Source organism: Selenomonas sputigena (assembly GCF_026015965.1).
Classification (GTDB): domain Bacteria; phylum Bacillota; class Negativicutes; order Selenomonadales; family Selenomonadaceae; genus Selenomonas.
In genome coordinates, this window is record NZ_CP110383.1 from 2,274,911 (window position 1) to 2,300,776 (window position 25,866).

A 25,866-nucleotide genomic window follows, 5' to 3' on the forward strand; every position below is an offset into this window, starting at 1 on the left:
TCCTCTATGCGTTTTTCTTCTTGTGGAAATGCTTCCAGCCGATTCGTGCAAGGAAAACGGCGGCGACGAGCAGGGCGATTCTCCAGGCGGCCTTGAAAATGTTGTCGCTCACGCTTTCTGTCGCGTCTGCCGCCTTGTCCTCACTGTCGTCTCGTGCCGCCTCCTGATAGCGCTTCGTCGGCGTAGGGCACGATGCTGCGTGTGCGACGGAGACCGTGGAAATACATGCTGTGTTTGCGCCCGCAACAAAGATAGGAGCCATGCCGCCGGCAAAAGCTCCCATCATGAGTGCAGCAATGATTTTTTTTCGGTAAGGAATAAAATGCATAATTCTCTCTTCTTTTCTAGAGGAGCGCTGAAATATCAATGCGCATCCCTTGCATAAGCAAAAACTGTAAAAGACAAACTTCAAGAGAGCCTCAAGGCTTGAATTTTTCCTGGTCGAGCACCTTTTGCAGGGTACGAACCAGAAAGAGATGCGTCTCATAGTCGAGATCGTTCGCATCATAGAGCATGCGCTTCTTGAGGGCGTCGATCTGCTTTTGCAGTTTTTGCCGCGTCTCATCCGTCAGACTCATGCGTTGTGTCCGTTTTCTTCCAACATCATCTGTTGTTGGGCACGACTATCCCAGCCCTCTTCCTGCAGCTTTTCGGGCGCAGGGGAGAGCCTGTCGAGGATTTCCTGAGTCTCCGGATCCATCTCATCAAAATCCGCTTTATTCATTTTGACCAGCCACCTTTATACTTCATATTCTACTCGTGAAACCCCAAGAGGTCAAGCCCAAAGGGCGCAGGCTGATTGGCTAGGTTTTTGTAAGGACGCAGGGCCAATCGGATATGAAGGAAGCGCTGATAAAATGAGGTCGCCCAGATTTGCACAGATGCGCTGTATCTATCGAGGAGACAAACCGCAGGCGTAGCGGTGCTACGTCGAGGATTTGTCGACGACGAGAGGACAGCGCAGATGTGTGAAGATGGGCGGCTGAATTTATCAGTGATTCCTGAACAGCGGTTGACGGCTTCTGCCTGTCTATGCTACAATCAAAGAACGCAATGGGCGTTTTCTATGCTGCTCTTTTGAGAAGCCTTTTCCAGTTCGGAGCGCGGCGCTTTGGTCTTGCGCAATGGAGTCTCGTGAACCCCGTCAGGTCCGGAAGGAAGCAGCGGTAAGCGAATCGCTTCATGTGCCGCGAGGGCGCCTGGGGGTCGCGCCCCGAAGTGGAAAAGGAGTATTTGCTGCTGTGCGGAGTTTCGGCTTGGTGCGGCAGCTTTTTTCTATGGATTCGTTTGCAATTTTCTATGCGTTCAAGGAGGGACGATATGGCGTACATCGCGCTCTACCGCCAATGGCGGCCGGGGAGCTTCAAGGATCTCGTGGGGCAGACGGCCGTATCGAGGACGCTTTCCCATGCGATTTCCGCAGGACGCATCGCCCATGCCTACCTCTTTTCTGGCCCGCGCGGCACGGGCAAGACGAGCACGGCGAAGATTCTCGCGAAGTCGCTGAATTGTGAGAAGGGGCCGACGCCCGAGCCTTGCGGCGTCTGTAAAAATTGCACGAAGATCGCCGACGGCACGGCGCTCGACGTCTTTGAGATCGACGCGGCGTCGAACCGCGGCATCGACGAGATGCGGGACTTGCGCGAGAAGGTGAAATTCACGCCCGCCGAAGGGCGCTACAAGGTCTACATCATCGACGAAGTGCACATGCTGACGACGGAGGCATTCAATGCGCTTTTGAAGACGCTCGAAGAGCCGCCCGCCCATGTCGTCTTCATCCTCGCGACGACAGAGCCGCACAAGGTGCCGGCAACGATCCAGTCGCGCTGCCAGCGCTTCGACTTTCGGCGCATCACGGTCGAGGAGATCGAAGCGAGGCTCGCCTATGTGGCACGGGAGATGAAGATCCCGTGCGAGAAGGAAGCGCTTCGCCTCATCGCGCGGCAGGCGGACGGCGGCATGAGGGACGCGCTGTCGCTGCTTGACCAGTGCGCGAGCTTGGACGGCGATACATTGACGGCGGCATGTGTCGAGGAGAATCTCGGCCTCATTGGACATGAGCCGATCTATCGCCTGACGAAGTCGATCGGCGAGCGCGCGAAGGGCGAGGTCTTGGAAACGATCGCGGAGCTTCTCGCGCTCGGTAAAGATCCGATGCAGCTTTTGGCGGAATTGACGCTTCATCTGCGAAGCCTCATGATCTACGAGGCGGCGGGCGCTATTGCGGCTCTCAATCTCGTGGACGACACCGGAGCTGCGCTCGAAGAGCAGAAAGCGCTTTTCACGCAGGCGCAGATCATGGCGATGATCGCGCGTCTGCACGAGGCGATGGCGGAGCTTCGCTGGACGCCGCAGCCGCGCATCACGCTTGAGGTCGCGCTGCTTTCGCTCTGCCGTGAGAATGTGGAAGATGGCGCAGAAGGTGCACCAGCACCCACCCACCCCGCAGCGCCCGCCCCCGCCGAAGTGGCGCGCGTCGCCCGCCTTGAGGCGGAGCTTGCCGTCCTCAAGGCGCAGCTTTCGGCGCAGCCTGCGAGAGCAGCCGCGCCTGCAGCATCTCCTCTTCCAACCGCGAGAAGACGGGCGGCAAGTCGCACGAACGAAGCGGCTTCTTCCGGCACGCCGGCACGCAATAGCGCACCGCTTGCCTCTTCCGCTCCTGCCGCACAGGCCACGCCGAATCCCGAGGGAGAGAAGATCTACGCCGAACTTCTCTCCCGCCTGCAGGAGAAGCAGCGCATCTCCGTTCTCGCTTGCCTCAAGGGCGCATCTTTCTTGTCAAGCGGCGCGGGCACGTTTCGCCTGCATTTTTCAAGTCCTTTGCTCGCGCGGCGCACAATGCGCGACGACTACCGAAAGATCATCGAAGAATTGCTCGCCGAGATCGCAGGCACACCGCTTGCAATCTCGTGCGAAGCGCAAGCTGTGCCGCCTGCCGCGCCGCCTCCTGCGCCGAAGAAAAAGCCGCCGTTGGCGGCGCTCGACGAGATCGAGCCGCGAGGGCTTTCACCGAAACCGCTGGAGATCGACGAGAACGAGCTTTCGCCCGAAGAGCGAAGTCGTCTGCAAAATGCCGTTTCGCTCCTCGGCGGACATCTCGTCGACCTGCCCGAAGAGCAGCGCATCGCCGCCCTCGCCGCGAGCGGCAAGGCAGTCGCTAAGTCCGTGGCCGAGACGGCAGAAGGCGAGGACGCGCCGCCGCTCGATGACGCGCCGGTGTTTGATGACATTTCGCTGCCCGATGATGCGCCGGTGCCCGATGACGTGCCGCCGCCGGATGATGGCGATGCGCCGCCGCCGCAGGAAAACAGTTGACCTAAGAGCCGCTTTGCGGCTATAATCGAAGGAAAAGCGCAGGCGAAGCGCCTGCTTTTGAAAGGAGAAACGCAATGTTTGGTGGAATGGGAAACATGGGCAATATGCAGGGTATGATGAAGAAGGTGCAGAAGCTTCAAAATGACATGAAGAAGATGCAGGAGGAGCTGAAGAAGAAGACCGTCGAGGTGTCGGCGGGCGGCGGCGCTGTCAAGATCGTCATGAACGGCGAGAAGGAAGTGCAGTCGCTTCATATCGATCCCGCTGCCGTCGATCCCGAGGATGTCGAGATGCTGCAGGATCTCCTCTCGGCTGCCTTCAACGAGTCGGTCAAGAAGGTCGACGACATGATGGCGGGCGAGATGGGCAAGCTCACGGGCGGCCTCGGCCTTCCTCCGGGCATGTTCTGAGATGCAGTACATCGCACCGCTGGCAAAACTCATTGAACACTTTCGCGCACTGCCGGGCATTGGCTCCAAGACGGCAGTGCGTCTTGCTTATCACGTCCTCGACATGGATGCAGCGAAGGCGCGGGCGCTCGCTGAGGCGATCGTCGAAGCGCGGGAGAAGATCGGCTTTTGCAGCGTCTGCTGCAACCTCTCAGACCAAGATCCATGCGCGATCTGCGCGTCGGAAAAGCGCGACCGCTCGAAGATCTGCGTTGTCGAGCAGCCGCAGGACGTCGCCGCCGTCGAGCGCATGAAAGACTACAAGGGTCTTTACCATGTGCTGCACGGCTCGCTTTCGCCGCTCTCGGGCGTAGGCCCTGAGAACCTTCGCGTGAAGGAGCTTCTGCATCGGCTGGAAGGAGAGGCGGGCGCTGAGGTGCAGGAGATCATCATGGCGACGAATCCCACGGTCGAGGGCGAGGCTACGGCGATGTACCTCGCGCGGCTCTTGAAGCCCGCAGGACTCAAGGTCACGCGCATCGCGCACGGCCTGCCCATCGGCGGCGATCTCGAATACGCTGACGAAGTCACGCTCGCCAAGGCGCTCGAAAACAGAAAGGAAATCTAAATATGCTCGAAATCATCGCATCGCTCGCCGTCGGCATTCTGCTTCTTTCTATTGCGGCGAAGCTCCTAGACTTGCCCTTGCGCCTTTTGAAGAAATTCATCGTCAACAGCGTTATCGGTGCGGTGCTGCTCTCCATCGTCAAGCTTCTGGGCTTTCATGTGACGATCAACATCTTCACGTCGCTCGCTGCAGGAATCTTCGGCGTCCCCGGCGTGCTCATGGTGCTCGCGTGGAGCTATTTGTAAGAAAAAGTACATTGGGCAGACGGCGCTGCTGGGTGTATTCGTGTTTTCTAAACATCTTGAAACAATGAAGAAGGCAAGACATTGAACGAAGAAAAAGCAAGGAATGTGGAAACGCTCTGGACGGCGGAATTCATCGGCATGAGCGCCACGAATTTTTTTCACCTCATGGCACAGTACATCCTCATCGTCGGACTGCCCATCTACATCATGAACGAGATGAAGGGCGGCGAGCTGGAAGCGGGGCTTGCCATGACCTTCTTCCAGATCGGCGCCGTCTCCTCGCGCCCGTTTGCCGGCCGGCTCATCGACAGCCTGCATAAGGGCAGACTGCTCCTTGGCGCGACGCTCGCCTTCTTCGCCATCATGCTCGCCTTCTGCTTCGCGCATACGGAAGAAGCGCTCTACACGCTGCGCCTTCTGCAAGGCATCGAATTTGCGCTCGGCACGACGGCGGCGGCCACCTTGGCGGCGCTCGTCCTTCCCGCGGCGAAGAAGGGAACGGGCATCGGCTACTTCGCGCTCTCGACGAATCTCGCGATGGTTGTCGGGCCTCTTACAGGCCTCCTCATCATACGCTCCTTCGGCATGATGGCACTCTTCGTCTTCCTTGCGGCGAGCGCCCTTTTCACGCTCTGGCTCGCAAACCGCAGGAAGCTTCCCGATGAGATTGTTGTGCCAAAAGAGAAAACTGGTCGGGGATTCTCCCTCGTCGAGCGGCAGGCGCTTCCTGCGGCTCTCATTGGCGGACTCATGTTCTTCGCTTACGGCGGCGTCCTGACCTTCATCCCGCTCTATGCGCGCACGCTCGGCATGGAAGAGGACGTCAGCGCCTTCTTTGTCATATTCGCGCTCATCATCGTCGTGACGCGCCCCTTCATCGGCCGCATCTTCGATCAGCGCGGTGCCGACTATACGGTTTATCCGGGACTTCTCCTCTTCTTCCTCGGTTTCCTGTGCTTTGCCGCAGCCGAGTCATCTGCGGCCTTTCTCGCTTCCGCCGCGATTCTAGGCGCGGGCTTCGGCTCTGCAAGCCCCGCCTTGCAGACGCTCGCCGTCGCGAGCGTCGCGCCCGCGCGTGCGGGACTTGCGACGGCGACCTACTTCTGGGCGCTCGACATCAGCGTCGGCCTTGCTGCCGCGACCTTGGGACTCGTCGCCGCCCATTTCGGCTATGCGGCGCTCTACGGTCTCCTCTGCCCTGCCGTCCTCGTCCTCGCCGTCCTCTTCTATACGATTTGGCGCAGGAGACGATAGGATTTTTTCCTTTTGCGACGAATACAAAGATTTAGGATATTTCGTCAATATAAAGGAGGCGCGTCATGTTTCACAAAAAGAAATTTTTCATTCTTCTTCTCCTCGTCATCTCCGTCATGGCGAGCGGCTGCTTTCGCATCAGCAGCGATACCGCCATCCACAAGGATGGAAGCGTGGATATAAAAAACACGATGGTCGGCGTGCCTCTTCTTGCAGAGCAGATCCAAGAAGCGCGTGAATCGGCAAAGAAGAATCATCCGAACGCTTCGCTCAAGGACGTTCAGGACGGCAATATGTCCGGGATCGAGGAAACGACGCATTACAAGACGATCGACGAGATGGCGAAGGCCGATGGCAATATGTTCAAGACCGTTGAGGGCAAGGCGAAGGGCGTGCAGCAAAGGAAGGGCTGGCTCTACGATACCTATGCGGTCGATGTGCTCTTTGAAGGAAAGAAGGACACGCAGGCAAATATGGATCAGGATGAGCGCGCCATGATGCAGGCGATGCTCTCCTCCGTGCGTGCCGACGTTTCCCTGTCGCTTCCCTATGCGGCGGAGAGTCACAACGCAGACAAGGTCACGGACGGCGGAACGACCTTGGTCTGGGATCTCGCTTCTACCTTGATGAATGGAGGCGACAAGTCCATACAGGCGACGTTTCTCATCTGGAATATGACGCATATCTACATCACGATTGGCATCGCTGTTGTACTCACGCTTGTTTTCTTGGGCTGCTTGATCGGCGGCTTTTTCTGCCGCAAGGGATCGCCGCTTCAATTCAGTGTCTTCGGATTGGGACTCATCGCCCTTCTCGCGCTTCTGGGCATTGGCGGATTTTCTCTCTATTCCGTCACGAATCTGCCTGCGCTGAAGGATCAGGACATCGTATCTGCAACGGCCGCCAAGTCTTCCATCAATCAGCTGCAGGATGCACTCGGCTCTTCCGCGAACGATCAGGCATTGTCCAAGGCGAAGAAGGGCGCCCTGTCGAATTCTTCTTCTGCCAAGACGAAGGCACAGACGCCGGCCGCTCCGAATCCTGCGCCCGCGTCCTCTGGTTCTCAGGATGCTGTTCGGACATTCGAAAACTTTCATCGCAATATCACGAATCGCAATCTGCGCGCCGCTTACAATACATTGGGTTCTGAGATGCAGTCGCAAATGACCTACGAGGGATGGGCGCCGGGCTTCAATACGACGGTCAGCAGCACGCCGCTCAACGTCGAAGTGCAGAGCGCCACGCAGGATCGTGTCGCCGTGACCTATACGCTGCGTGCAGTCGACAACCCCGGCGGCACGCGCTATTTCAACGGCAGAGCCGTTCTCACCAGACACGGTTCGGTCTGGAAGATCGACGAGATCGTCAACAAGCCGAAGTGATGTAATCTACAAAAAAGGAAAAGGCTGTGCAAAAGTCGAAGCCATCGACTTTTGCACAGCCTTTTCCCATGTATGTGATTTTACTATGAAAGTCCAAGAAGTCAAGCCCGAAGGGCGCAAACTGATTGGGTAACTTCATTAAGTGCGCGTAGTTTATATTCTCTTTACATCGGCGAAGCAGAGCTTTGGCACATGGTTGATGAGGTTCCATTCATGCGCCTTTCGATAGAACAATTCCAGACCTTCAAGATGCTCGTCCTTCAAATCCCAACGGATGACCTGCAGGTATTCTTCAAGCTGCTGGAAGGTGAAGTCCTTCTCTTCACGCACGGATTCGATCGTTGCGTACTTGTTGGCGACTCCTTCCGCCATGCCTCGGACGAGACGCTCGTAGACGAGCTGCAGCTTTTCGGGCGATTCCCTCGCGAAGGTGCGGTTCGCTGTCCAAAGAGAATAGACCATGCCGAGTCCCGTGAGCTTGTGCCACTCGGCGCCGAGATCGTAGTAGTGGAGATCCTCGCGGCGGTGGTGGTAGAGCCAGAGCGCGTCGTCGCCGATGAAGAGCGAGCCTGCCGCGTCGTCGGGCACAGGGTTCTGTGGCACGATGTGGCGCACATAGTAGTTGGGGCTTGCGTCGTATCCTTCCTTGAGGATGATCTTCAAGAGGCAGTGGCTCGTCGCCGATTTCGCCGTGAGGATGATGCGGTCATCCTTGATTTCTTCCAGAGGCTTTTTCGTCACGAGGAGGATGCTCGTGACCTCCTTGTCCGTGCGCACGCAGATGTCGGGCAGGATCACAAGGCTTTCGTCGCCCTGTGCATAGATGATGGATGATATGCCGCTCACATCGAGCCTGCCCGCCAGAAGTTCGCGGTTCAGCTCCGCCGGCACGCCCGGCACGAGGTGCAGCCCTCGATTTCCACCGTGCGCGAAGCTCCAGGTGAGAGGCAGGATATTGAGAAAATGGATGTGCCCGACCCTTGGCTCTGCCATAAACGTCTCCTTTCGGAAGAATGAAAAGATTCAGCGCTTCCTTACATATACTCCCACATGTGAAGCAAAGGACCGCGCCCTTTGCCAATATCGAGTCCTGCGCGGATGGCGCCCGTGATGTACGCCTTGGCGTCCTCGACGGCAATCGTCAGGGGTTTTCCCTCTGCAAGGCCGCAGGCGATTGCCGTCGAGAGCGCACAGCCCGTGCCATGCGTATTCTCGTTGTCGATGCGCGTCTGCTTGTACCAACGCGCCTTGCCGTCTGCATAAAGCAGATCGTCGGCGCTCTCTACGAGGTGGCCACCCTTGATGAGCACGGCGATCGGAAACCTCTCGGTCAGGACTTTGGCGGCCTTGAGCATGGAATCTTCGTCGGTGATGGCGACGCCCGTGATGGCTGCAGCCTCGGGCAAATTCGGCGTGACGATGTCGACGAGCGGCAGAAGCTCGTCGACCATCGCGAAGAGCGTGTCGCTCGTGATCAGATCGCAGCCGCTCGTCGAGGCGATGACGGGATCGAGCACGATGTTCTTCGCGTCCTTTTCCCTCAGTTTCTCGGCGATCGTACGCACGATTGCGTCGTTTGCCACCATGCCGACCTTGACGGCGTCGGGGCGGATGTCATCGTAGATAGCGTCAAGCTGCGCCGCGATGAAGTCTGGAGGAATGACGAAGGTATCGCGGATTCCCGTCGTATTCTGCACGGTGAGTGCCGTCGAGATGTTCATCGCGTACATCTTGTGTGCCGTGATGGTCTTGATGTCCGCCTGTATGCCTGCGCCACCGCTCGGATCCGAGCCTGCGATCGTCAGAACCTTTCGGATGTCCTTCATGCTGCATTCCTCCCAAAGAAAGACCGAATGGATGGAGTCTTCCAAAGATACTCATATATTATCTGTCTATAGTATACCATAAAGATTAAGGTTCTTGCCATAAATCGTACAGGGCGATCATGTTCCTGAGGCGTCGCTTCTCCTCGCTCGTCAGCGTATGGCTGATGGATTTTCCCTCCGCCTTCGACCAGTAGATGAAACGCGCTGTGCGGGCATTTGACGCACGGCGAAGGATAAAAGACCCCTCTTCGCCCAAGGCGATCTGGGAGCGTTCCGTCAGAAACTCGACGTCCTTGTCGAGATGGTCGCGTCGTTTCTTTTCCTCGATCTCCCAAGTGCGTCGCTCTCCGTCCGCCTCGATGGCGAAATGGTCGCCGAAGATCCAGCCGCGCATGCTGCTTTCGTGCATCGAATAGTAGTAAAGGATGTTGCAGCGAAACGTCGAGTCCCGACTGTGTCCGAGGAGCGGCTGGACGTAGAGGCCTCCTGCGAGCTTCTTTTCCTCGGGATAGCTGTACCACGTATAGGCTCCCGAGTCTGTGCGTTCCATGCCCTCCTTGAGCTTTTCGATGCGAGCCTCACGCTCTTTTCTTCGCGCCTCTTCGGCAAGACGTTCTGCCTCGCGTGCTTCGCGCTGCGCCGCTTCCTGTTCTCTTTCTTCAGGCGAAAGCGTTTCCTCTTCGAGGAGTGCGAGCGCTGACTGCGTTTCATCGCGGTGCGTGCTGCTGTAATAGAGCATCGCACCCGTAAAGAGGGCGACGAGCACGCAGAACAAGATCGCATAGCGGACAATTCTCACGCTGCTGACTCCTTTTCACAAGGTGATTTTCCTTGACTTGTTGATTCTTTCTATTATACACGGAATCCGCTTCATTTGCACAAAAAAATTGTGCAGTTTATCCCGTGCATACTTGACAATAGGTCTATGGAATTATATGATACTCGTGTAACTTCATATCGCAAATTTGCTGAATCTATATAGCATCTGTGATTTTTGGAATAAAGTGCTCTTTGATTTTTATCGAAAAGAAAGGAATGATACGCCTTGAAGCAATTCTCCTTCTTGCTTTATAAGGAAGAGGATCTTGCTCTGTGTTTGCAGGAGGCAAAGGATGTTGTCGCCTCCATGGCGCACATTTCCGATCTTCTCGTGACGCTTTTCGCCTCGGAACTTTCCGTTCATACGATGGAGGATTTCGAACGAGCGACAAGGAAAATTTTCCCTCAGGCGAAAGTCGTGGGGCTTGCGGCGGAATGCGGCTTTGCCAAAGGCAAGATGTGGAGCGGCGAGGACGATTTGCCCGATGCGGCGAGCGCCGTCGTCACCTTTACTTTTTTCTCCTCTTCACGTGTCATTCCCCTGGCGTTCGATGAGCAGTCCGACATATCGGCTGCGGCGAAGGGACTTGTTCAGACGATCTCGCAGGAAAAAGCGACGAAGGCTGTCGGTCTGTTCTTCGCGGCGCAGGTGCCGGGCATCATGAATCTTCTGGACGCCCTTTCGGATGTGGATGAGGAGATCGTGCTCTTCGGTGGGCTTCTTTCCGATCAGATGGACGAGAGACGCATCACGATCGATCTCGCGGGACACAGGATGTCGCGCGGCTTTCTTGCCGTCGTCTTTGTCGGCGAGGAGCTTCACGCCAAGGCACAGATTTCATTCGGCTGGAAGCCCTTCGGCCCTGAAGTGCAGATTACGCGCATGGCAGATGAGCGCACGATCGTCGAACTCGACGAAAAGCCCGCGAGTGAATTCTTCTCCCACTATCTTGGCATACGCCATTGCTGGGAATCGCTTGCGAGCGTCGAGACCTTCCCCATGTGCCTGAAACGAAACGGCGCGACGCTGGCACGCCGCCTCATGGACATTCATGCCGACGGCTGCGTCTATGTCAGCGCCGACCTTCGAGAGGGAGAGCGTCTGCGCATCGCGTCGGGCGATCCCATCGCCATCATCAGCGAAGCGCAGAGGACGCATGCGGAACTTTGCGAATTCTCGCCCGAAGCCGTCTTCATCGTCAACTGCATGGGGCATTACGTCATGCTGCAGAAGAATAATATTTACGAATATGCTGCTATCTCGCGTGCCGTGCCCACGCATGGATTCTATTCCTACGCGGAGTTTTTCCGCAGCAGGGGCAAGTTCATGAAGACGAACCTCATGATGGTCAGTGTCGGCTTCCGTGAGGGTGAGCCGAAAGAAACGTCGATCTACAAGCCTGTGTCGCCGCAGTTCGGCGAGCAGACTTCGATCATTGCCCACCTCGTACACTTCGTTGACGCCATGACGAAAGAGTGGGAGTCGGCGCACAGCAAGCTCGTCGTCCTCGCCGAGCGCGATGCGCTCACGGGTCTGATGAACCGTCGCGCTATGGAGCGCTCTTTCAAGGACATCCTGCACGATGCGCTCGCCTCGGATATTCCGTTTGCCGTCATGATGCTCGATATGGACGACTTCAAGGGCATCAATGATACCTTTGGTCATGCCATGGGCGACGAGGCGCTCGTGGCGCTCGCCGACATCCTGCGCTCGTCCGTGCGCAGCGTGGACATCGTGTCGCGCTGGGGCGGAGACGAGTTCTTCGTCATCCTGACGCATGCCAACCGTGCAGCAGCCGAGCGCGTGGTCGAGCGAATCCATCGCGGCGCGTCTTCCCTCTCCCTCTTGATGCCCGACAAAAGATCCGTCGGCTTGAGCATTGGCGTGACGCTCTCAAGTGCGCACGATACGCCGGAAAGCGTCTTTCAGCGTGCCGATGCGGCTCTCTACGAATCGAAGCGAACGACGGGCAAGAACAAGGTCACCTTTCGCTGAAATCCATCGCAGTCGACATCATATCGGATACGCGGCTCCCCAGATTGATTGTCTGGGGAGTTTTTGTTGTCCAGTTTTCGTGACAGCGGACGTTTTTCGCTGTATAATATCTTCCATACCACTTCTGGGTGTTGCGAATAAATTTTTCAGCGCTCAAATTCTTTGCAAGGGAAGAAAAATATCATGGATCTCTTTCGCAGGAAAAGCATCGACGAGCTGCAGGCTGCGGCTGCGGCCTCGGGCATGCTCAAGAATCTTGCCGCCGTCGACCTCCTGATGCTCGGCATCGGCGCTGTCATCGGCACGGGCATCTTCGTGCTCACGGGCGTCGCTGCCGCCAAGTACGCAGGGCCTGCCGTGCCGCTTTCGTTTATCCTCTCGGGACTTACATGTGCGCTCGCGGGTCTCGCCTACGCGGAGTTTGCCTCCATCGTGCCCGCTTCGGGAAGCGCTTACACCTACGCCTATGCGTCCTTAGGTGAGTTCATCGCCTTCATCGTCGGCTGGAATCTCATTCTCGAATACACGGTGACGTCGAGCGCCGTCGCTGTTGGCTGGTCGGGCTACGTCGTCGGACTCTTCGCCTCGGCGGGACTCGTACTGCCGCATGAACTCGTCGTCGCGCCAGCAGAAGGCGGCATCTTCAACCTGCCCGCCGTCCTCATCACGCTCTTTTTGTCGTTTCTCCTCGTGCGCGGTACGAAGGAGAGCGTCAAGCTCAACCGCATCCTTGTCTTCGTCAAGCTCGCTGCGATCTTCCTCTTCCTCGTGCTCGCTGCACCGCATGTCGACGCCACGAATTGGGAGCCGTTTTTGCCGTTCGGCTACAGCGGCGTCGTCTCGGGCGCGGCCATCGTCTTCTTCGCCTACATCGGCTTCGATGCCGTCGCGACGACGGCGGAAGAGTGCCGCAACGCCGCAAGGGATCTGCCCGTTGGCATCATCGGATCGCTCTTTATCTGTACGCTGCTCTATGCCGTCGTCGCCGCCGTCCTCACGGGCGTCGTGCCGTATTCGATGCTCGACACGGCGGAGCCTGTCGCCTTCGCACTGCGCCACATCGGCTACAACGTCGGCTCCGCCATCGTCGCCGTCGGCGCGATCTGCGGCATCACGACGGTGCTGCTCGTGCTCCTCTACGGCCAGTCGCGCATCTTCTTCGCGATGAGCCGCGACGGCATGGTGCCGGCGAACGTCTGTAAGATCCATCGTCGCTTTCATACGCCGTACCGCGTGACGATCCTCGGCGCGATCTTCGTCTCCGTCATCGCGGGCGTCTTCCCCATCGGCATGATCGCAGAGATGGCGAACATCGGCACGCTCTCCGCCTTCCTCATCGCCTCCATCGGCGTCATGGTACTCCGAAAGACGGAGCCTGACCTCAAGCGCAATTTCAAATGCCCCGCCGTCTGGCTCATCGCGCCGCTCGCTGTCGTCTCGTGCGGTTACCTCATGGCAAATCTGCCGCTCGCCACATGGCATCGTTTCGGCTTCTGGATTCTCTTCGGTCTTTGCGTCTACTTCGGCTACAGCCGCGCCCACAGCGTCATCGGCCGCCGCGCGGCGGAAGAAGCGGCAAGGTCAGGGAAGCGATGAACCGCCTTGCAAAACGGGAGGACTTGCTCTTATAGGAATAAGGAGAAGATTGCTAAAAATATAATTCCCATTGATTTTCTATAATAAAGGTATTATGATGGAAACATCACTGGAAAATTAGGAGGAGGATTTCTTATGGCAAATGCAAAAAATCGGCCGCCGTTCCGTTACGATATCGTGGGCAGCTTCCTGCGGCCTGAAGCGCTGAAGGAAAAGCGTGAGGCGTTCACTGCCGGAAAAGCTGCGGCGGAGGAGCTGAAAGAAGCTGAAGATACGGCGATCCGCGATCTCGTGGCGAAGGAGAAGGAAGTCGGACTCAAGGCGGTGACGGACGGTGAATTCCGCCGTCGCTACTGGCATCTCGACTTTCTCGCCGCCTTGGGGGGCATCGAAGAAGTCGGAGCAGAGCATTGGTCCGTGGCGTTCAAGGGCGCACAGCCGAAGGCGGCGACGGTGAAGATCGTGGACAAGGTGGACTTCGGCGATCATCCGTTTATCGAGCACTTCCGCTATCTGCAGTCTCTTGCGGGCGACACGCTCGCGAAGATGACGATCCCTTCGCCGAGCATGCTGCATCTCATCTGCTGTGTGCGTGCGACGGACTATGTGCCGATCGAGCGCTATGAGGATGAAGCGCGTCTCTTTGAAGACATTGCGCTCGCCTATCAGAAGGCCGTTCGCGCCTTCTACGAGGCAGGATGCCGCTATCTCCAGCTCGACGACACGTCGTGGGGCGAGTTCTGTGATCCCGAGAAGCGCAAGGCATACGAGGCGCGCGGTTTCGATCTCGACAAGATTGAGCGCGCCTATGTGACGATGATCAATCGCGTGCTGGAAGCGAAGCCTGCGGACATGACGATCACGATGCACATCTGCCGTGGCAACTTCCGCTCGACATGGTTCTCCTCGGGCGGCTATGATCCTGTCGCCGAAATCCTCTTCGGCGGCTGCCATGTCGACGGCTTCTTCCTCGAATACGATTCCGACCGTGCCGGCGGCTTTGAACCCTTGAAGCACATCAAGGATCAGCGCGTCGTGCTCGGCCTCGTGACGTCCAAGACGGCGGATCTTGAGAACAAGGACGACATAAAGAAGCGCATCGAAGAGGCGGCAAAGTTCGTGCCGCTCGATCAGCTCTGCCTCAGCCCGCAGTGCGGCTTCTCTTCGACGGAAGAGGGTAATATCCTGACGGAGGACGATCAGTGGAAGAAACTGCGCCTGATCCGCGAGATTGCTGAGGCGGTCTGGCACTGAGAGGCCTCGGCTCGATGCATTTCGCTTGATGTTGTTCCTATGAAGATAATATGAAGATAAGAAGCGACGTCTCTCGCCTGCAGTTGACTCTCGTCAGCCGGCCGGGCATTGAAAGGGCGTCGCTTTTTTGTTTATCTATAATGAACAGAACATCCGTATGATCAAATTTTGTCGATTATAGTCGACAGAATTTACAAAATCTTATGGATTGTCGTCTATTCTTGAACATCTGATTCAGGCGCATGGCGAGGGATTTCTTCATGTAGGTTTTGGAAATATCGGTCATTCCCTCCGTCGCATCAATCAGCGCGTCAATGCGCGGTGCCGCGAGCTTGATTCTTGGGACGATCTCCAAAATCGACCGATGCAGGTCAGCCGGAGGCGTTTTCAAGATTTCATGGTAGAAGATTCGCTTTCCTTGATGGCGATAGACAGAGCACAAGTTATACTCTTCTATCTTCATCAAATTTTCATCTTTAAGTAGTAAATCCTTTCGCTCGTCCGATGATAACGGAGATAACGATGAGCCACAGTCATATACAGGCGCAGGCTTTATTCTACCTGCTGAATCTTCCAAGAGTCCCCAGTTATCCAGATGGCGATCTGGATTGCCAAGCAAGGCATCAACGACAAACATATTCCAAAAATGTTTTTTTATAGCGAATTTATTTACTGGAAAATCAAAGCGCTCGATAATTTCGTAAACATCTTCAATCGTTGTCGTATATGTTTTGTCGCTTCCTGTATCATGATGCCCAATCTTACTGAACTCTAAAAGACGATTACCATTCTGACAAAAATCTTCGCAAACAACGACGATTTTTTCTTTTCCAGTCACAGGCTCACAATATTTTGCCAAGAATGTATTTTGTGCCGGAATCTGCAAAGCTTGAAATATTTGGCAGCCGATATGCTCCGAAAACTGATTGCCTATATAGCTGACAGAGGTTTTCTTAGAACGTGGCGGTTCGGGAAATTTAACCATATAGATTTTTCCGTCAAAAAGAAGTGTCCTCTTTTTTTCAGAGCCACCATAACGATTAGGACGCCACTTCGCATGTGTCAGATCAACCATCTATCAACCCTCCGAAATATGTCAACATTTCCTCCCGTGTGCCTGATGAAATATCGCCTTCCTTCATGGCGTATTTTGTTTCAGAATAAAGATGGTGCATCGCAACAATCATTCCTATATCATTCTTTTCCTCATGCGCTCGATAAAACTCTTCCATATAGTCGCGAAGAAGTTCTTCGTAATCTTGCGGATTGTACTTATAGATTGCTTCCATGATGAATCCCTCATTTCGCCGAATCGTCCGAGTGATTCGTATGCCATTCTATATAGAATATCAAGCATTCGGAATCAAATCGTCATAATAGAAAAGTATATCATCGCGGTCTTTGGGAGACAGCATTCCTTCCTTCATCGCCTGTTTCGTGTCGTTGTACATGCGCCGCCATGCGTGTTCCATGAGGAATACGTCTCCCGCCTGCATCGCTTCGGCGAAAAGCGTCATGCTTTCTTCCAGATAGTCGACGTAATCCTTCGGATTGTATTTGATTCGCTGCTCCATTTTGCCGCTCCTTTCTTCGCGTACTTCTCTTTTTCTTATTATACCACAGACAACGAGCAACAAAACAGCAGCATCATTTGAACGGCACGACTCGGGAAGTTGTAAAATAAATTGACGTAAAGTTTCCTCTTGAAAAAAATCTTCATATCGTTGATAATGAGGAAGACACTTTTTAGGAAGCGCTGAATCTGTCCGCGCTTCTTTTACGTGAAGGGAGAATCATGATGTCTGGACAAGAACCGATCAAGCATACCTGCAGCTTCTGCAAGCGCAAAGTCACGGTGCACGATCAGTACGATATGCCGATCTTTGACCCGAACACGGGATTTGCCATCTGCAAGGACTGCGTCAAGGACATATACAATTTCATCGAGGAGCACGAGGCGGCGAGCGTCGAGAAGGAGAAGCTCGACTTTGCCGGCCAGCTCGACGAGATCTTGAAGAAGAACAAGCCGCATATCATCAAGGCGTATCTCGACGAGTACATCATCAATCAGGACCGCGCGAAGAAGATCCTCTCCGTCGCCGTCTACAACCATTACAAACGCATGAAATACGGCTACATGAACGAGGATGGCACGGACATCGAGAAGTCGAACGTCATCATGCTCGGCCCTTCGGGCTGCGGCAAGACGGCGCTCCTCTCACACCTGTCGCGCCTCCTCGACATCCCGTTTGCCGTGACGGACGCGTCGAGTCTCACGGAAGCGGGCTTCGTCGGCGCGGATGTCGAGGTCGCCGTTCGCAACCTCTACTATGCGGCGGAAAAGGATATCGAGAAGGCGGAACACGGCATCATCTATCTCGACGAGTTCGACAAGATTGCGCGAAAGTCGGGAGCGAACAACTCGATCACCGCCGATCCCGGGCACGAGGGCGTACAGCAGGCGCTCCTCAAGATGCTCGAAGGCTCCGTCGTCGAGTTCACGGCGCGCGGCCAGAGGAAGCACCCCGAAGCACCGACGATCAAGGTCGATACAAAGAACATTCTCTTCATCGTCGGCGGTGCCTTCGTCGGCATCGAGGACGTCATAGCCAAGCGTCTTAAGAAGGACGCGGCGGGCATCGGCTTCGGTGCGGAAGTAGAGGGCAAGGAGAAGGATGCGGCGAAACGCTTCGACGAGCTCATTCACAAGGTGCGCCCCGAAGATCTCATGCAGTACGGCATCATTCCCGAGATCATCGGACGTCTGCCCGTCATCTGCACGCTTGAAACGCTTTCCGAGGACGACCTCCTGCGCATTCTGACCGAGCCGAAGGACGCGCCCGTCAAGCAGTACGAAAAGCTGCTCGCTATGGACAATGTCGAGCTGATCTTCGAAGAAGACGCTCTCCGCGCCGTCGCCAAGAAGGCAATCGAGCGAAAGACGGGCGCGAGAAGCCTCAAGGGCATCATCGAGGACACGATGCTCGACGTGATGTTTGAGATCCCCAAGTCCGAAGAAAAGCGCCGCGTGACGATCACGAAGGAATGTCTTGAAGAAGGAAAAGAGCCGAAGATTGAAGTGATTGGATAGGGCGATGCGTTTTTTCGCTTGTCTGCACTGAAATCATCGGGGTTGAGAGATTCAGCCACCTCGAATCGCTTGCACACATACAATGAATATGCTACACTGAATGTGGCAGGAATGAAAGAACAACTTTCACAGCATGTACACGAAAATCCCCCCAAGTCGCCTCTTGGGGGGATTCTTCTTATGCTTATGCGATTTCCGTGCGCTTTTTTGCGCCGCGATACGATTCGGCGAGAATCTGAATCGGGTGGTAGACGACCTGCGGCATGTTGTTTTGGACGACGCCGTCCGTGATGTGCATGCGGCAGCTCGGGCAGCTCGTTGCCACGAGGTCTGCGCCCGTCGCTTTGATGTTGTTGCACTTGCGGTCGTTGATCTCACGGCTCATCTCATAGTGCGCCATGCAGAAGGAGCCGCCGGAGCCGCAGCAGCGGTCATGCTCTTTCATCTCAACGAACTCCAAGTCTGGAATGGCCTTCAAGACTTCGCGCGGCTGTTCCGTGATGCCAAGGCCGCGAACCATGTGGCACGGATCGTGCATCGTGACCTTCTTGTTGACCGGCGAGAGGTTGTCGGTGCGGAAGCCTTTCTCGATGAGCAGTTCGCTGATCTCTCGTACCTTCGCCGCCATCTTCTCGGCGCGAGGACGCCATTCGGGATCGTCTTTCAGCCATTCGGGATAGTGCTTCAAGGCTTCGACGCAAGAACCGCAGGCGCCGACGATGTAGTCGACGTCGAGAGCTTCGAAGACGCGGATCGTATTGCGTGCGAGCTGGTTCGCGAGGTCGAAGGCGCCCGATACATGAATCGGCGTGCCGCAGCAGTGCTGCTTGGACGGCAGAACGACCTCGATGTCGTTCGCCTTGAGAACGTCGATGACGGCATCGCCCATGTCCGTGTACATGTAGTTGATCGTGCAGCCCGTGAAGAAGGCGACGCGGAACTTGGGGTTCGCCACCTTGATGACCTCGGGATATTGGCTGCGCAGTGGGCGCGAGGCCAAGGGCGGGGTCGCGCGGTTCGGATCCATGCCCGGCATAGGCAGACGCGACTTCACAGCATTTTTGCCCGGCACTTCCTTGAAGGACATCCAGCCGAACATGCCGCCGAGCTTCAGCGCTGCATCGAAGAGTGGGCGGTTCTGCAGGAGACGGAAGACATTCTTCTTGATCGGGTGCAGGCCGCGCGCCTTGACAGCGGCGTTCCTGCCGCGCAGGATCAGCTCGTCAGCCGCGACGCCGCACGGACAGTTCGCCGCGCAGCTCTTGCAGTTCAGGCACATCGCCATGATGTGGTCAAATTCCGCCGAGATGGGAATCTTGCCCGAAAGATATCCCTGCATCAGAGAGATCTTGCCGCGCGCGACCATCTGCTCTTTTTTCGTCTCGCGGTAGATCGGACAGACGGCTTGGCAGTTGCCGCATTTCATGCAGTTCGCCAACGCGTCCTCGATGTCTGCGAGGAGCGATGTGTCCTGCTTGTTCAGGTCTGCCGCCGTAAACTTTTTCGTTTCTTCAGCCATAGGTCAGCACTCTCCAATCAATTTGCCCGGGTTCAGAATGAGATTCGGGTCGAGTGCGCGCTTGATCTGGCGCATGGCCTCCATGCCTTCCTTGCCGTGCTGCAGCTCCATCCAGGGCAGCTTGCCGAGGCCGATGCCGTGCTCGCCCGAGAGCGTGCCGCCGAGCTCGACCGCACCGCGGAAGATGTCGTCCATCGCCTCGTGGACGCGCTTCGTCTCCTCCTCGTCGCGCAGGTCGCAGACGATCGTCGGGTGCATGTTGCCGTCGCCTGCATGACCGAACGTGCCGATCGTGACGTTGTGATCCTTCGCCGCCTTCTTGACGATGGCGAGGAATGCCGGAATCTTGCTTCTCGGCACGGTCGCATCTTCGACGAACGTCGTCGGACGCAGCTTCGCAAGGCACGGAAGCGCCATGCGGCGAGCCGTCCAGAGCTGTTCCTTGTGCTTCGCGTCGCGGGCAAGCGTGACCTCGCGTGCGTTGTTTTCCTTCAGAACCTTCATGACCTTGTCCGCCTCGTCCTCGACGACCACAGGATGACCGTCGACCTCGATGAGGAGGATCGCGTCAGCGTCCGTCGGCAGGCCGACGTGCATGAAGTCCTCGACCGTGCGGATCGTCGCGTTGTCAAGGATTTCGAGCGTCGCAGGGATGATCTTCGCGGCGATGATGCCCGAGACGGCGCGTCCCGCATCCTCGATCGTATCGAAGATCGCGACCATGCTCTTCGTCTTCTCCGGCGCAGGAACGAGCTTCAAGAGAGCCTTCGTGACGACGCCGAGCGTGCCTTCCGAACCCGTGAAGAGCTTCGTCATGTCGTAGCCCGAGACATCCTTGACGTTCTTGCCGCCCGTATGCAGCACATCGCCGTTCGCGAGGACGACTTCGAGACCCTGCACATAGTTCTTCGTGATGCCGTACTTGAGGCCGCGCAGACCTCCCGAGTTCTCCGCGATCGTGCCGCCGAGGCTCGCCGTCTTGACCGTGCCCGGATCGGGAGGGTAGATGAGGCCGAACTGTGCGATATGGTCGTTGATGTCCTGCACGACGACGCCCGCCTCGACCTCGGCAATGAGGTTTTCGAGATCGACGTCGATGATCTTATTGAAGCGGAGCATCGAGAGGACGATGCCGCCCTTCAAAGGCGCCGTGCCCGCCGAGAGATTCGTGCCGGAACCGCGCGTGTAGACGGGGATCTTGTGCTCGTTCGCGACCTTCAAGACCTTCGAGACTTCCTCCGTCGTGCCGGGGCTGACGACGACGTCCGGCATGTAGATGTGGCCTGGCGTAGCATCATAGGCGTAGGAGTAAAGTTCCTCTTCTTTCGACTGAACATTATCCGCGCCGACGATCTTCGTCATTTCTTCTACCAGCTGCTGCTTTTCCATTTAGTGTGCACCTCTTTCATGATGGTGTTAGTCATAGATAAAAACTATAGGGAGATAAACTTCCTATAATCTAAGTATCGCACATTTTTCGTATTTGTCAATGGAAAATTGCGACTTTTTTCGATAATTCCGATGGTTTTTCTATGAACGATTGGCTTTAAAAGTCATTCCGCATATTTCTGCATTTACAAATAGAGGCGCATGGTATATATTTATTGTTGACTTGACCAAGGAAGCAGTATGAAGGATTCGGAGTTGAAACGTTCCCCCCGCGCGTCATGATGGACAGTAAGTCAAGACGGGCACGCTTGAAGCTATCATGAAACAAGCTGGATTGAAATGAAGAGGAGGTGGTGTCATGCGTCATCATGGCGACAAGATTGCGTACTTTCTCATCGCCTTGGCCGTCTGCCTCATCCTCATGGCGCTGTCGACGTACAAGACAACGCGCATGGCGAACACGATCCTCTATACTTCCGTCGCCATCTCGCTTCTTGCGGAGAACGTCCCGAAGGTCGTGGAGATTCCGCTGCATTACGCATATCCTGTGAAGTGCATCGAGTACTTCATGTTCTTCCTCGCCGTCCTCTGCTTCATCACGGTTCTTCTGCGCCATCTTCATCTGTTTTAGGCAGAAGGGTCGATTCATCCATAAGGATTTGCTGTATAAGGCTTGCTGATGAATCACATGCCGGCTTGCCTACAAAATCAAGCGCCTGCGATTTTGTGGGCGTTATGGAACAATCTGCTGAGGTATGCTATATTTCAATAAGGGAATAGAAAAACCCCCAAGAGTGCAACTTGGGGGTTTTTCGTGTACTGGTTTTGACCATAATAACGTTTGCCATCTATAGTATAGCATATTCGGTTGTCTGTGTGCAAGAGCACTTGTGAAAGTCAGCTTTGCCGTCCTTTCCCGGGACCGTCTGCGGCTACGGCGACGGCGGTTTCGGCGAAAGTCTTCATATCGTTTTCCATGTGGAGCGCGGCATCGACGAGGCGCATGCCGAGCGAGGCCGCGACGCCGCAGCTTGCAGGAAGGGCGAGCGCGGGATAGTCGGACTGAACGTGCAGGAGGTAAGGCTTGAGCGTGGGCGCGAGGGTTTCGGCGAGGTGCGCGACGCTTTCCGTCGCGGGATCGTCGAGGAGGACGAGGCAGCGGCTTTCGGCGGCGTCACAGAGGGCGCCGAGGAGGGCGGCGGCTTCTCTTTGGAGTGCGGGTGAAAGATTCTGCAGCAGGTTGAGGATCGCTGTGCCCTCCTTTGCCGGGCGGAATGCTTCGTCATAGCGTGCAGCCTTCTCTCTTGCCTTCTCATCCGTCTCCGCGGCAAGTGACAGCCCGAGGAGCGAGCCGTCTGCGGCAAGCTTCCGCGCGATCTTCTTCCCGAAGGCGAAGGCTTCGGCAGGCTTGCTGTCTTGGTTGAGCAGCGCGAGCGTCACGGGCACTTCGGCGTGCGCGGCAAAGGCGGATATGAGCCGCTTCTGCCGCGCGGAAGGTTCTTTTGCCGCGAAGATGAGCAGCGCTCGCCGCGCGCCGAGCGGCGGCCGCGCCTCGCCCGTGACGCCTGCGAGGCGCACGGCCAGTTCTTCGAGTCGTCCGAGGCTGTAGATGGGCTTGGCGAGGCTGTCGATGCGCTTTTGGCAGGAGGCCATGGCGAGAGTGTCGAGCGCGGGGAAGGCGGGCAGAGCGAGGTCGTCGAGCGCATCATCCGCGTCATCGGACATGCTTTTCGACAGGAAGCGATACGGCATCGCCTTCATCTCGTCCTGCGCATCTTCTGCTTGCGCCGCATCCGCCGCAGCGTTTCGCTTCCATGCGTGCGCTCCCTTGCCGTCGCTTGTCGCCGCATCCTCTGCGAAGAGGCTTTTTGCAGCTTCGATCGCGGCATCGAGGAAGTCAGCGACGATGGACGATCCCGTCGCTTCGCCGAGGCGAAAGCGCATGTCCATATAAGGCGTGAGGCCGAGCTTCTTGAGAATGGCGGCGTGCGCCGGCTCTGCCGCGAGGTGCGAGGGCAGAAGGTAGCCCGTGACTGCGGGCGCGAGCGCCTCGGCTACGAGCGCCGCCGCGCCCGTGTTGAAGCCGTCGAGGATGACGACGGCTCTTTTTCTCGCCGCACCGAGAATGAGTCCTGCGATGCAGCCAAGCTCGAAGCCGCCGACCTTCTGCAGCACGTCGATGCCGTCGCTCGCGTCGGGGCGGTTGACGGCGAGGATTTGGCGCACGACTTCGATCTTCTTTTTCAGGCGTTCGTCGGAGATGTTCGTGCCGCGCCCTGTCGCCTGCTCGGGCGTAAGATGGCACAGGCAGGCGGCGATTGCCGCACTTGTCGTCGTGTTCGATATGCCCATTTCGCCCGGCAGGAAGCAGCGGCAGCCTTCGGCGGTGAAGTCTTCGGCGAGGCGGATGCCGACGGCGAGCGAGCGGAGCGCTTCCTCGCGCGTCATGGCGGCTCCCTTGGCGGAGTTCTTCGTGCCGTGCGCGATCTTGCGGTCAATGAGCGAAGGGAGCGGCGGCAAAGGCGCCTTGATGCCAAGGTCGGCGACATGAAGATCGCTTCGGGCGAAGTTTGCGAGCGCATTGGCGACTGCACCCTTGGCGAGCAGGTAGTTCGCTGTCATCTGCGCCGTCGTCTCGGGCGGATAGGCGCTGACCTGCATTTCGGCGACGCCGTGATCGGCGCAGCAGATCAGCGTGCATTTCTTCGGCTTTTCGAGATGCTCCCATGTACTCTTCGTCGCGCACATATAGCGGTCGAGGAGGGCTGCGAGTGCGCCGAGACCGACGCCTCGCGGCAGCTTTTCCTGCAGGGCGCACTGCATATTCTCGCCCGCTTTAACGTCGGGCGGCTCGATGGCGCGAATGGTATCGTGCACGAGAGCGGCGTCGTCCGTCCGGCGCAGATCGCCTCCTAGGGGGGCGGCAGTTTGCTTCATATCGCTGCCTCCTTTGGCACCTGTTTCAAGGAGAGGCCGATGCGCCCGCGCTCTTCGTCGACCTTGATGACCATGACGTTTACGATGTCGCCGACGGATACGACGTCGAGCGGATGCTTGACGCGCTTCTTGCTGAGCTCTGAGATGTGGATGAGTCCCGCCGTCTTGATGCCGATGTCGACGAATACGCCGAAGTCCGTGATGTTGCGCACCGTGCCGCGCATGACGGCGCCTGCCTTGATGTCGGAGAGCTTGACGATGGCCTGACGCGTCAGGGGCGCGGGCAAGTCTTCGCGCGGGTCGCGCCCCGGCTTCTTGAGCGCGTCGATGATGTCGCGCATGGTCGGAACGCCTGCCGCAAGTTCCTTGGCAAGCGTTTCGGCATCGGCGAGGCGGAGCTTTGCGCCGAGCGTTTCGAGCGCTTTCTTGTCGCTGAGGCCGTCAAGCGAGAAGCCCAGGCGGTCGAGCAGCTTTTCGGCGAGCGCGTAGGATTCGGGATGGACGGGCGTGTTGTCGAGGGGGCTTTTGCCGCCTGCGATGCGCAAAAAGCCCGCGCACTGCGTGAAGGCGGCAGGGCCAAGGCGCGGCACCTTGAGGAGCTGGCGGCGGCTGGCGAAAACGCCGTTTTCGTCGCGCCAGTCGACGATGTTCTTCGCGATCGCCTTCGTGACGCCCGCGATGTGCGAGAGAAGAGTCGCCGAAGCCGTGTTGAGATTCACGCCGACATGGTTGACGGCGGATTCCACGACGGCGTCGAGCGCGGCGGCAAGCTCCTTTTGATTCACATCGTGCTGGTACTGGCCGACGCCGATGGCCTGCGGGTCGATCTTCACGAGTTCGGCGAGGGGATCCTGCACGCGCCGCGCGATGGAGACGGCGCCGCGAATCGTCACGTCGTATTCGGGAAGCTCCTCTTTCGCGAGCTTCGAGGCCGAGTAGACGGATGCGCCCGCTTCGTTCGTGATCAGGTAGTGAACGGGCAATTTGTTCTCGCGAATGAGATTCGCCGTGAATTCTTCCGTTTCGTAGGAAGCCGTGCCGTTGCCGATGGAGATGAGCGTCACGCCGTGCTTCTTGATGAGCGCGAGCACCTTTTTTGCCGCTTCGGCGCGGCGCTCTTCGCTCATCGTGAGGTAGAGAACACCGTGGTCGACGACTTGCCCCGTGGGACTGACAACGGCCATCTTGCAGCCCGTGCGGTAGCCGGGATCGAGTCCCATGACCGTGTGGCCGGCGAGCGGCGCTTCCAAGAGGAGCTGCTTGAGGTTTGCACCGAAGACATGGATCGCCTGTTTTTCGGCGTTTTCTGTCAGAAGAGCGCGAAGCTCGCGCTCCATGGCGGGGAAGAGCAGACGTTTATAGCCGTCCTCGATCGCTGCCTTCAGCGATTCGCGGAAGATGGAATCGCTCTTTGCCAGCCCGTCGAAGATTTCCGCCGCAAGCTTCTCATGGTCGCATTGGAACGTGACCTTGAGGCAGCCTTTCTTCTCGCCGCGGTTGACGGCGAGGATGCGATGCGAGGGCAGCGTGCGAAGCGGCTCCTTGTAGTTCTGATACATGAGGAAGGTCTGCGCCTCCTCGGCCTCTTCGTCGAGCGCAGTCACGAGTTCTGCCCGCTGCCAAAGCTCCTTGCGCATCTTCTGGCGCAGCGCAGCGCCCTCGGAAACGGTCTCGGCGACGATGTCCATCGCGCCGGAGAGCGCGTCCTCCGCCGTCTCTACGCCCTTTTCCGCATCGATGAACTGCGCGGCATATTCTTCCGCCGTGCCGCTTTTCTCTTCCTGTGCGAGAATCGCGAGCGCCAGCGGCTCAAGCCCCTTTTCCCGCGCGACGCCCGCACGCGTGCGCCGCTTCTGCTTGAAGGGCAGGTAGATGTCTTCCAGCTCCTGCATCTTCAGCGCCCGGTCGAGCGCTTCCTTGATCTCGGGCGTGAGCTTTCCCTGCTCCTCGATGCTCTTTTCGATCTCCTGCTGGCGCTTCGCGAGATTTCTGAGGCGCGAAAGCTCTCTCTCGACGGAGCGCACCTGCTCTTCGTCGAGTTCGCCCGTCGCCTCCTTGCGGTAGCGCGAGATGAAGGGCACGGTGTTTCCCTCGTCGAGGAGCGCGATCGTCGCCTCCGCCTGCTTCGCTCGGATGCCCAAAACGCGCGCAATAGCCGCGCCGATGTTTTCTTCTTTCATGGCAATACCTCTTGTCTTTTAGATTGTAGCATGATATTTTATTGGA

Annotated in this window: 24 protein-coding genes and 1 other RNA gene; 12 read left to right on the forward strand and 13 right to left on the reverse strand. The window is 57.2% G+C overall.

What is annotated here, in order from left to right:
- Nucleotides 1-4: 4 nt before the first annotated feature.
- The 3 genes from OL236_RS10945 to OL236_RS10955 all read right to left on the reverse strand — a co-directional run bounded on the left by OL236_RS10945 (nucleotide 5) and on the right by OL236_RS10955 (nucleotide 724).
- Nucleotides 5-328, reverse strand: a complete 324-nt coding sequence (locus OL236_RS10945) for a hypothetical protein (protein WP_265070635.1) — start codon at nucleotides 326-328, stop codon at nucleotides 5-7.
- Nucleotides 329-419: 91 nt separating this feature from the next.
- A complete protein-coding gene (locus OL236_RS10950; protein WP_265070636.1) occupies nucleotides 420-578 on the reverse strand; it encodes an aminoglycoside phosphotransferase in 159 nt (52 codons plus the stop codon).
- Entirely contained in the window at nucleotides 575-724 is a 150-nt protein-coding gene (locus OL236_RS10955) for a hypothetical protein (protein ID WP_009645340.1), read from the reverse strand. Before OL236_RS10955 ends, OL236_RS10950 begins: the two co-directional genes overlap by 4 nt.
- 306 nt (nucleotides 725-1,030) lie before the next feature.
- Between OL236_RS10955 and ffs the strand changes: the two genes are divergently transcribed.
- From ffs to OL236_RS10990, 7 genes are all read left to right on the forward strand, one after another.
- An RNA gene (ffs, locus tag OL236_RS10960) (signal recognition particle sRNA large type) lies at nucleotides 1,031-1,235 on the forward strand.
- 85 nt (nucleotides 1,236-1,320) lie between these two features.
- Nucleotides 1,321-3,315: a DNA polymerase III subunit gamma/tau gene (dnaX, locus tag OL236_RS10965; RefSeq protein WP_265070637.1), complete on the forward strand. Its 1,995-nt coding sequence runs from the start codon at nucleotides 1,321-1,323 to the stop codon at nucleotides 3,313-3,315.
- A 74-nt stretch (nucleotides 3,316-3,389) separates the two neighbouring features.
- On the forward strand, nucleotides 3,390-3,725 hold the full coding sequence (locus OL236_RS10970; protein ID WP_006192646.1) for a YbaB/EbfC family nucleoid-associated protein: 336 nt from the start codon (nucleotides 3,390-3,392) through the stop codon (nucleotides 3,723-3,725).
- 1 nt (nucleotide 3,726) lies between these two features.
- On the forward strand, nucleotides 3,727-4,332 hold the full coding sequence (gene recR, locus OL236_RS10975; protein ID WP_006192647.1) for a recombination mediator RecR: 606 nt from the start codon (nucleotides 3,727-3,729) through the stop codon (nucleotides 4,330-4,332).
- A gap of 2 nt (nucleotides 4,333-4,334) precedes the next feature.
- Complete coding sequence (locus tag OL236_RS10980; protein WP_265070638.1) at nucleotides 4,335-4,577, forward strand: pro-sigmaK processing inhibitor BofA family protein; 243 nt, start codon at nucleotides 4,335-4,337, stop codon at nucleotides 4,575-4,577.
- An 81-nt stretch (nucleotides 4,578-4,658) separates the two neighbouring features.
- The gene (locus OL236_RS10985) at nucleotides 4,659-5,831 is read left to right on the forward strand and encodes an MFS transporter (RefSeq protein ID WP_265070639.1); all 1,173 of its coding nucleotides are present in this window, start codon (nucleotides 4,659-4,661) and stop codon (nucleotides 5,829-5,831) included.
- Between the two features lie 65 nt (nucleotides 5,832-5,896).
- Nucleotides 5,897-7,213 carry a hypothetical protein gene (locus OL236_RS10990; RefSeq protein WP_265070640.1) on the forward strand — a complete coding sequence of 439 codons (1,317 nt, stop codon included), beginning with the start codon at nucleotides 5,897-5,899 and terminating at the stop codon, nucleotides 7,211-7,213.
- Nucleotides 7,214-7,366: 153 nt separating this feature from the next.
- Here OL236_RS10990 and OL236_RS10995 read toward each other — a convergent pair whose 3' ends face one another.
- The 3 genes from OL236_RS10995 to OL236_RS11005 all read right to left on the reverse strand — a co-directional run bounded on the left by OL236_RS10995 (nucleotide 7,367) and on the right by OL236_RS11005 (nucleotide 9,838).
- Nucleotides 7,367-8,206, reverse strand: coding sequence for a menaquinone biosynthesis protein (locus OL236_RS10995; RefSeq protein WP_265070641.1), 840 nt, complete (start codon nucleotides 8,204-8,206; stop codon nucleotides 7,367-7,369).
- Nucleotides 8,207-8,247: 41 nt separating this feature from the next.
- The gene (gene thiD / locus OL236_RS11000) at nucleotides 8,248-9,039 is read right to left on the reverse strand and encodes a bifunctional hydroxymethylpyrimidine kinase/phosphomethylpyrimidine kinase (RefSeq protein ID WP_265070642.1); all 792 of its coding nucleotides are present in this window, start codon (nucleotides 9,037-9,039) and stop codon (nucleotides 8,248-8,250) included.
- Between the two features lie 85 nt (nucleotides 9,040-9,124).
- Entirely contained in the window at nucleotides 9,125-9,838 is a 714-nt protein-coding gene (locus OL236_RS11005; RefSeq protein ID WP_265070643.1) for a hypothetical protein, read from the reverse strand.
- A gap of 264 nt (nucleotides 9,839-10,102) precedes the next feature.
- Between OL236_RS11005 and OL236_RS11010 the strand changes: the two genes are divergently transcribed.
- The 3 genes from OL236_RS11010 (at nucleotide 10,103) to OL236_RS11020 (ending at nucleotide 14,704) form a co-directional block, all read left to right on the forward strand.
- The gene (locus OL236_RS11010; protein ID WP_265070644.1) at nucleotides 10,103-11,854 is read left to right on the forward strand and encodes a GGDEF domain-containing protein; all 1,752 of its coding nucleotides are present in this window, start codon (nucleotides 10,103-10,105) and stop codon (nucleotides 11,852-11,854) included.
- Nucleotides 11,855-12,037: 183 nt separating this feature from the next.
- On the forward strand, nucleotides 12,038-13,450 hold the full coding sequence (locus OL236_RS11015; protein WP_265070645.1) for an amino acid permease: 1,413 nt from the start codon (nucleotides 12,038-12,040) through the stop codon (nucleotides 13,448-13,450).
- A gap of 135 nt (nucleotides 13,451-13,585) precedes the next feature.
- Nucleotides 13,586-14,704 carry a 5-methyltetrahydropteroyltriglutamate--homocysteine S-methyltransferase gene (locus OL236_RS11020; protein WP_265070646.1) on the forward strand — a complete coding sequence of 373 codons (1,119 nt, stop codon included), beginning with the start codon at nucleotides 13,586-13,588 and terminating at the stop codon, nucleotides 14,702-14,704.
- A gap of 175 nt (nucleotides 14,705-14,879) precedes the next feature.
- On the opposite strand, the gene OL236_RS11025 is transcribed toward OL236_RS11020, so the two are convergent.
- The 3 genes from OL236_RS11025 to OL236_RS11035 are packed head-to-tail and all read right to left on the reverse strand — an operon-like array spanning nucleotide 14,880 to nucleotide 16,278.
- Nucleotides 14,880-15,779, reverse strand: coding sequence for a HipA domain-containing protein (locus OL236_RS11025; RefSeq protein ID WP_265070647.1), 900 nt, complete (start codon nucleotides 15,777-15,779; stop codon nucleotides 14,880-14,882).
- Nucleotides 15,772-15,993, reverse strand: a complete 222-nt coding sequence (locus OL236_RS11030) for a hypothetical protein (RefSeq protein WP_265070648.1) — start codon at nucleotides 15,991-15,993, stop codon at nucleotides 15,772-15,774. Before OL236_RS11030 ends, OL236_RS11025 begins: the two co-directional genes overlap by 8 nt.
- Nucleotides 15,994-16,053: 60 nt before the next feature.
- Entirely contained in the window at nucleotides 16,054-16,278 is a 225-nt protein-coding gene (locus tag OL236_RS11035) for a hypothetical protein (protein ID WP_009645308.1), read from the reverse strand.
- Nucleotides 16,279-16,502: 224 nt separating this feature from the next.
- Between OL236_RS11035 and clpX the strand changes: the two genes are divergently transcribed.
- Nucleotides 16,503-17,795: an ATP-dependent Clp protease ATP-binding subunit ClpX gene (gene clpX, locus OL236_RS11040; protein WP_265071824.1), complete on the forward strand. Its 1,293-nt coding sequence runs from the start codon at nucleotides 16,503-16,505 to the stop codon at nucleotides 17,793-17,795.
- Between the two features lie 184 nt (nucleotides 17,796-17,979).
- On the opposite strand, the gene OL236_RS11045 is transcribed toward clpX, so the two are convergent.
- Together OL236_RS11045 and OL236_RS11050 are read right to left on the reverse strand one after the other, a co-directional pair.
- Nucleotides 17,980-19,314, reverse strand: coding sequence for a (Fe-S)-binding protein (locus OL236_RS11045; RefSeq protein WP_265070649.1), 1,335 nt, complete (start codon nucleotides 19,312-19,314; stop codon nucleotides 17,980-17,982).
- A gap of 3 nt (nucleotides 19,315-19,317) precedes the next feature.
- Nucleotides 19,318-20,703, reverse strand: a complete 1,386-nt coding sequence (locus tag OL236_RS11050; RefSeq protein ID WP_265070650.1) for an FAD-binding oxidoreductase — start codon at nucleotides 20,701-20,703, stop codon at nucleotides 19,318-19,320.
- Nucleotides 20,704-21,061: 358 nt separating this feature from the next.
- Between OL236_RS11050 and OL236_RS11055 the strand changes: the two genes are divergently transcribed.
- On the forward strand, nucleotides 21,062-21,334 hold the full coding sequence (locus tag OL236_RS11055; RefSeq protein ID WP_265070651.1) for a hypothetical protein: 273 nt from the start codon (nucleotides 21,062-21,064) through the stop codon (nucleotides 21,332-21,334).
- 266 nt (nucleotides 21,335-21,600) lie between these two features.
- Here the strand turns inward: OL236_RS11055 and cobT are convergent, their stop codons facing one another.
- Together cobT and OL236_RS11065 are read right to left on the reverse strand one after the other, a co-directional pair.
- On the reverse strand, nucleotides 21,601-23,640 hold the full coding sequence (cobT, locus tag OL236_RS11060) for a nicotinate-nucleotide--dimethylbenzimidazole phosphoribosyltransferase (protein ID WP_265070652.1): 2,040 nt from the start codon (nucleotides 23,638-23,640) through the stop codon (nucleotides 21,601-21,603).
- On the reverse strand, nucleotides 23,637-25,820 hold the full coding sequence (locus OL236_RS11065) for a Tex family protein (RefSeq protein WP_265070653.1): 2,184 nt from the start codon (nucleotides 25,818-25,820) through the stop codon (nucleotides 23,637-23,639). The genes cobT and OL236_RS11065 overlap by 4 nt, the downstream gene beginning before the upstream one ends.
- Nucleotides 25,821-25,866 lie beyond the last annotated feature (46 nt).

Bases quoted from the DNA above. Each gene is read 5' to 3' on its own strand.
- OL236_RS10945 (WP_265070635.1), bottom strand. From the start codon at position 328: ATGCATTTTATTCCTTACCGAAAAAAAATCATTGCTGCACTCATGATG.
- OL236_RS10950 (WP_265070636.1), bottom strand. From the start codon at position 578: ATGAGTCTGACGGATGAGACGCGGCAAAAACTGCAAAAGCAGATCGAC.
- OL236_RS10955 (WP_009645340.1), bottom strand. From the start codon at position 724: ATGAATAAAGCGGATTTTGATGAGATGGATCCGGAGACTCAGGAAATC.
- dnaX (WP_265070637.1), top strand. From the start codon at position 1,321: ATGGCGTACATCGCGCTCTACCGCCAATGGCGGCCGGGGAGCTTCAAG.
- OL236_RS10970 (WP_006192646.1), top strand. From the start codon at position 3,390: ATGTTTGGTGGAATGGGAAACATGGGCAATATGCAGGGTATGATGAAG.
- recR (WP_006192647.1), top strand. From the start codon at position 3,727: ATGCAGTACATCGCACCGCTGGCAAAACTCATTGAACACTTTCGCGCA.
- OL236_RS10980 (WP_265070638.1), top strand. From the start codon at position 4,335: ATGCTCGAAATCATCGCATCGCTCGCCGTCGGCATTCTGCTTCTTTCT.
- OL236_RS10990 (WP_265070640.1), top strand. From the start codon at position 5,897: ATGTTTCACAAAAAGAAATTTTTCATTCTTCTTCTCCTCGTCATCTCC.
- OL236_RS10995 (WP_265070641.1), bottom strand. From the start codon at position 8,206: ATGGCAGAGCCAAGGGTCGGGCACATCCATTTTCTCAATATCCTGCCT.
- thiD (WP_265070642.1), bottom strand. From the start codon at position 9,039: ATGAAGGACATCCGAAAGGTTCTGACGATCGCAGGCTCGGATCCGAGC.
- OL236_RS11015 (WP_265070645.1), top strand. From the start codon at position 12,038: ATGGATCTCTTTCGCAGGAAAAGCATCGACGAGCTGCAGGCTGCGGCT.
- OL236_RS11020 (WP_265070646.1), top strand. From the start codon at position 13,586: ATGGCAAATGCAAAAAATCGGCCGCCGTTCCGTTACGATATCGTGGGC.
- OL236_RS11025 (WP_265070647.1), bottom strand. From the start codon at position 15,779: ATGGTTGATCTGACACATGCGAAGTGGCGTCCTAATCGTTATGGTGGC.
- OL236_RS11030 (WP_265070648.1), bottom strand. From the start codon at position 15,993: ATGGAAGCAATCTATAAGTACAATCCGCAAGATTACGAAGAACTTCTT.
- OL236_RS11035 (WP_009645308.1), bottom strand. From the start codon at position 16,278: ATGGAGCAGCGAATCAAATACAATCCGAAGGATTACGTCGACTATCTG.
- clpX (WP_265071824.1), top strand. From the start codon at position 16,503: ATGTCTGGACAAGAACCGATCAAGCATACCTGCAGCTTCTGCAAGCGC.
- OL236_RS11045 (WP_265070649.1), bottom strand. From the start codon at position 19,314: ATGGCTGAAGAAACGAAAAAGTTTACGGCGGCAGACCTGAACAAGCAG.
- OL236_RS11050 (WP_265070650.1), bottom strand. From the start codon at position 20,703: ATGGAAAAGCAGCAGCTGGTAGAAGAAATGACGAAGATCGTCGGCGCG.
- OL236_RS11055 (WP_265070651.1), top strand. From the start codon at position 21,062: ATGCGTCATCATGGCGACAAGATTGCGTACTTTCTCATCGCCTTGGCC.
- cobT (WP_265070652.1), bottom strand. From the start codon at position 23,640: ATGAAGCAAACTGCCGCCCCCCTAGGAGGCGATCTGCGCCGGACGGAC.
- OL236_RS11065 (WP_265070653.1), bottom strand. From the start codon at position 25,820: ATGAAAGAAGAAAACATCGGCGCGGCTATTGCGCGCGTTTTGGGCATC.